Genomic DNA, 4603 nt, shown 5'->3' with positions numbered 1-4603 from the left:
GCCGCCCGGCGGGCCCGTCGGGTGCGGGACACGCGACCGCCGTGCGGGGGATGCGCGGGACGGAATGCGCGGTATGCGGCGGGCGCTCCTTCGCTCCGCTCCCGATGACCTGTAAGGTGGAGCCCGCATGCTCATCCGGATGGGGCGATGCTCGCTAGCGGGCAATGCTCGCTGGATGACCGCCGATCGTCCGCGTTCCGGCCGATCGCGGCTCATGCGCACCCAAAGCTCCGCGGGGAACGCCCTTTCGGGTTCCGTGTGGTCACAGCGGCATAACAACAGCAGGGAGATCTGGTGTACGCGGTCGTTGCCAGCGGCGGCAAGCAGCACAGGGTCGCCGTCGGCGATGTCGTCGACGTCGAGCTCCTTTCCGGAGAGCCGGGCGCGGCCGTGAACCTTCCGGCGCTCCTGCTCGTCGATGGCGAGTCGGTCACCCACGACGCCGGCGCTCTCGCGTCCGTCGCGGTCACCGCCGACGTCGTCGGCGTCGTCAAGGGTCCGAAGATCCGGATCCACAAGTTCAAGAACAAGACCGGCTACCACAAGCGCCAGGGTCACCGCCAGAAGCTGACGCGTCTCAAGGTGACTGGCATCGAGACCGGGAAGGCCTGAGCGGGATGGCGCACAAGAAGGGCGCGAGTTCCTCGCGCAACGGGCGGGATTCGAACGCGCAGCGGCTGGGCGTGAAGCGCTTCGGCGGCCAGTACGTGAAGGCCGGCGAGATCATCGTCCGTCAGCGTGGGACCCATTTCCACCCGGGTGATCTGGTCGGGCGCGGCAAGGACGACACGCTGTTCGCGCTCTCGCCCGGGCACGTGCGGTTCGGCCATCGGCGGGGCCGTCGGGTCGTGAACGTGGTGGCCGAGGCGGCGGTACCCGCTTAATCTGATCGTCAAGGCCACGCCGTCGGTTCGACGGCGTGGCCTTGGTCGCCGTCAGATGGCGATCATCGGCGATCACTGGTGAGCCAGCAGCCGCGCGTACCACCGCCCTTCCGGGCGTGGTTGCGCGGCTTTGGTGCCTCTCTCGCGGGGAGGGATGTAGAGAGGAGGCGGTGATGCCGACATTCGTCGACCGGGTGGTGCTGCACGCGACGGCCGGGGACGGTGGTCACGGCTGTGCCTCCATCCACCGGGAGAAGTTCAAGCCGCTGGGCGGGCCGGACGGCGGTGACGGTGGCCGGGGTGGTGATGTCCGCCTCGTGGTGGACCCGAGCGTGACCACCCTGCTCGACTTCCACTTCCATCCGCATCAGCGCGCCTCTCGGGGACGCCCCGGCCAGGGGTCGAACCGGCACGGAGCGGACGGTGCGGACCTCGTCCTCCCGGTGCCGGACGGAACCGTCGTGCTGACGGAGGACGGCGAGCAGATCATCGACCTGGTCGGACCGGGCAGCGCGTTCGTACTGGCCCGCGGCGGCCGTGGGGGGCGGGGCAACGCGGCGCTCGCGTCGGCCCGCCGCAAGGCCCCCGGGTTCGCCGAACTCGGCGAGCCCGGCGAGCAGCTCGACGCCGTGCTGGAACTCAAGACCGTGGCCGACGTCGCGCTCGTCGGTTTTCCCAGCGCCGGCAAGTCCTCCCTGGTGTCGGTGCTCAGCGCGGCCAAGCCGAAGATCGCCGACTATCCCTTCACGACGCTGGTGCCCAATCTCGGCGTGGCGCAGGCGGGTGATTGTCCTCCCTACACGGTCGCGGACGTCCCCGGCCTGATTCCGGGCGCCAGCGAGGGACGCGGGCTGGGCTTGGAGTTCCTCCGGCACATCGAACGCTGCTCGGTGATCGTGCATGTGCTGGACTGCGCCACCCTGGAACCGGGCCGTGATCCGATGACCGACCTCGACGTCATCGAGGCCGAGCTCGCAGCCTACTCCGCCGATCTGTCCGACCGTCCCCGGCTGGTCGTCCTCAACAAGATCGACGTTCCGGACGCCGCGGAGCTCGCGGAGCTCGTCGCTCCCGAGCTGCGAGCCCGTGACCTCGCGGTCTTCGCGGTGAGTACCGCGACCCGACGTGGCGTGCACGCGCTGTCCCTGGCCTTGGCCGACCTCGTCGCCCAGCACCGGGCGGCCGCGCCGGCCCGGGCGGCGACCCGCATCGTGCTGCGTCCCCGCGCGGTGAACGAGCCCGACTTCACGGTGCGCCCCCTCGGCGACGGTTTCCTGATCACCGGGTCGAAGCCCGAGCGCTGGGTGCGGCAGACCGACTTCACCAACGACGAGGCGATCGGCTTTCTCGCCGACCGGCTCGCCTGCCTCGGCGTGGAGAAGGAGCTCGCTCGCCTCGGCGCCACCGCGGGAGTGGAGGTGACCATCGGCGAGGTCACGTTCGACTGGGAGCCAACGCTGAGCGGCGGCGGGCTGGGGAACGGTGGGCTGGGTGGTGATGATCATCCGGGTGGCGACGGGCTCGCCGAGACCGGTCCGGGTGGCCGCGGGCCGGCCGGCACCGCGGCCTCCGGTGCGGCACCGTCACCCGGCCGAGGTGGGGACACGGCTTCCTCGGTCTCCCTCGGACCGCGCGGGACCGACGACCGGTTGCGGACCTCGGTGCGGTTGACCCGGGCCGAACGGATGGCTCGCCGCGCCGCCGCCGTCGTCGACCCGGCGGTACGAGGAGAACCGGCGGTACGAGGAGAAGAAAAAGGATGAAGGCGTGCGTCCGTTCGTGACCGACGCGCGCCGGGTCGTCGTCAAGGTCGGTTCGTCCTCGCTGACGACGGCCGTCGGCGGTCTGGACGTCGACCGGCTTGAGGCGCTGGTGGCCGCGGTGCTGCCCCGGGCCGGACAACAACTGGTGCTGGTGTCCTCCGGGGCCATCGCCGCGGGTCTCGCCCCGCTCGGCCTGGCCCGGCGGCCGCGTGACCTCGCCACCCAGCAGGCGGCGGCGAGCGTCGGCCAGAGCTCGCTCGTACACAGCTACGCGGCGGCGTTCGGACGGGCCGGTCACCAGGTCGGCCAGGTGCTGCTGACGGCGACCGATGTGATCCGCCGCACCCACTACCGTAACGCCCGGACCGCGCTCGACCGGCTGCTCGAGCTCGACGTCATCCCGATCATCAACGAGAACGACGCGGTGGCCACCCAGGAGATCCGGGTCGGCGACAACGACCGGCTCGCCGCGATTGTCGCCCATCTCGTGTCGGCGGACCTGCTGGTGCTTCTGTCCGACGTGGACGGCCTGTACGACGCCAACCCCAGGCTGGGCCCGGCGACCATGGTGCGTGAGGTGCGTTCGGATACCGACCTGGACGGGCTGACCGCCCGGGGCACGGGCACCGCCGGTGTCGGGGTCGGCGGGATGGCTACCAAGATCGAGGCGGCCCGGATGGCGGCTTCCGGCGGCGTCACGGCGATCATCACCTCGGCCGCGAACGCCGCACCGGTGCTGCGGGGGGACGAGGTCGGCACCGTCTTCCACCCCACCGGGTCGCGTCGGGCCTCCCGCCTGCTCTGGCTGGCGCACGCGACCGCCCCCGAGGGCCGGCTGCACTTGGACTCCGGGGCGGTGGCCGCGGTGGTACGGCGGCGGGCGTCGCTGCTGCCCGCCGGGATAACCGGCGTGGAGGGGGACTTCGCCGCCGGGGACCCGGTGGACCTGGTCGACCCCGACGGGCGGTCCGTGGCGCGGGGGCTCGTCGCCTTCGACGCGGCGGAGCTGCCCGTGATGCTCGGGCGTTCGACGGCCGACCTCGCCATGGAACTCGGACCGTCGTACGAACGTGAGATCGTCCACCGCGACGACCTCGTGCTGCTGCTGCCGGCCCGCTGACCCGGCCGGCTACTCACCCGACCCGGGCTGAGGTGACAGCCAGGCGCGCCGGCCCGTTTCCCGGCCCGGGACAAGACCGTCCATATAATTAGACATATCGGATTGGGGATGGCTTGGACGACGATATTCCAGTGGAAACCGGCGTCTATCGCGCCTCGTGGCCCGGAATTCGAGAGAGCCCGTCAACAGTTCTTTCCCGGCATTTCACCCCGGCTACCCGGAAAGACGCCGATAAAACTGAAGAGGCCTCGGCGCAAAAAATAGCGACGGCGGCGAATAGCGTTTCCGGAGTCGGGTAACCTTCCCTCGGCGGGCAAGAGGTCGCATCTGTTGAGAGAGGTTATTTCGTCATGAGAATGCGTAAGAGCGTGGGTCTCCTCGCCTCGGCCGGAGCCGCCGGCGCGCTGACGCTGGCATCGGCCCTTCCCGCGAGCGCGGATTTGAACAGTTCGAATGTCTTGATCGGCGGCGTCGCCAGGTGCCCGGCCAGCGCCGCGGCAGGCGTGGCGGTCCGCACGACGGCCGGCGAGTTCGACTCGTCCGGCGTCGGCGCCGGCGGCTTCTACAGCCTCAGCCTCCAGCAGGTTCCGGTGGCCGGCACGAGTGCCACCTTCAGCGTCCAGTGTTCCGACAACTCGGACAACTACAGCCGTACCTTCCCCCTCCAGAGACCGTTCAGTGGAAAGTCGGTCACCATAAACCTGTTCTCGTAACCGGACATCTCCGTTGAAGACTCGATGAAATGATCTGATCCCTGGTCCGCTCGGCAATGCCGAAATGGCCGCCACCGGAATCCGGTGGCGGCCATTTCCGATCCCGGGTCCTGGCCTGGGGGG

General features: G+C 70.2%; 5 protein-coding genes. All 5 read left to right on the top strand.

Annotation, left to right across the window (positions count from 1 at the left end; all coding sequences use genetic code 11):
* The first annotated feature begins 294 nt into the window (after positions 1–294).
* The 5 genes from rplU (at position 295) to AC08ON_RS04225 (ending at position 4480) form a co-directional block, all read left to right on the top strand.
* Entirely contained in the window at positions 295–612 is a 318-nt protein-coding gene (gene rplU / locus AC08ON_RS04245) for a 50S ribosomal protein L21 (RefSeq protein WP_476606694.1), read from the top strand.
* Between the two features lie 5 nt (positions 613–617).
* Positions 618–884: a 50S ribosomal protein L27 gene (gene rpmA, locus AC08ON_RS04240; protein WP_011435665.1), complete on the top strand. Its 267-nt coding sequence runs from the start codon at positions 618–620 to the stop codon at positions 882–884.
* A gap of 173 nt (positions 885–1057) precedes the next feature.
* Entirely contained in the window at positions 1058–2647 is a 1590-nt protein-coding gene (gene obgE / locus AC08ON_RS04235) for a GTPase ObgE (RefSeq protein WP_476606695.1), read from the top strand.
* A gap of 4 nt (positions 2648–2651) precedes the next feature.
* A complete protein-coding gene (proB, locus tag AC08ON_RS04230; RefSeq protein ID WP_476606696.1) occupies positions 2652–3767 on the top strand; it encodes a glutamate 5-kinase in 1116 nt (371 codons plus the stop codon).
* Positions 3768–4117: 350 nt separating this feature from the next.
* Positions 4118–4480: a hypothetical protein gene (locus AC08ON_RS04225; protein ID WP_476606697.1), complete on the top strand. Its 363-nt coding sequence runs from the start codon at positions 4118–4120 to the stop codon at positions 4478–4480.
* Positions 4481–4603 lie beyond the last annotated feature (123 nt).

The organism is Frankia sp. CoWAU3, assembly GCF_977971855.1.
The sequence above is the reverse complement of the archived record's forward strand: the minus strand, read 5'-3'. Positions and strand labels throughout refer to the sequence as shown.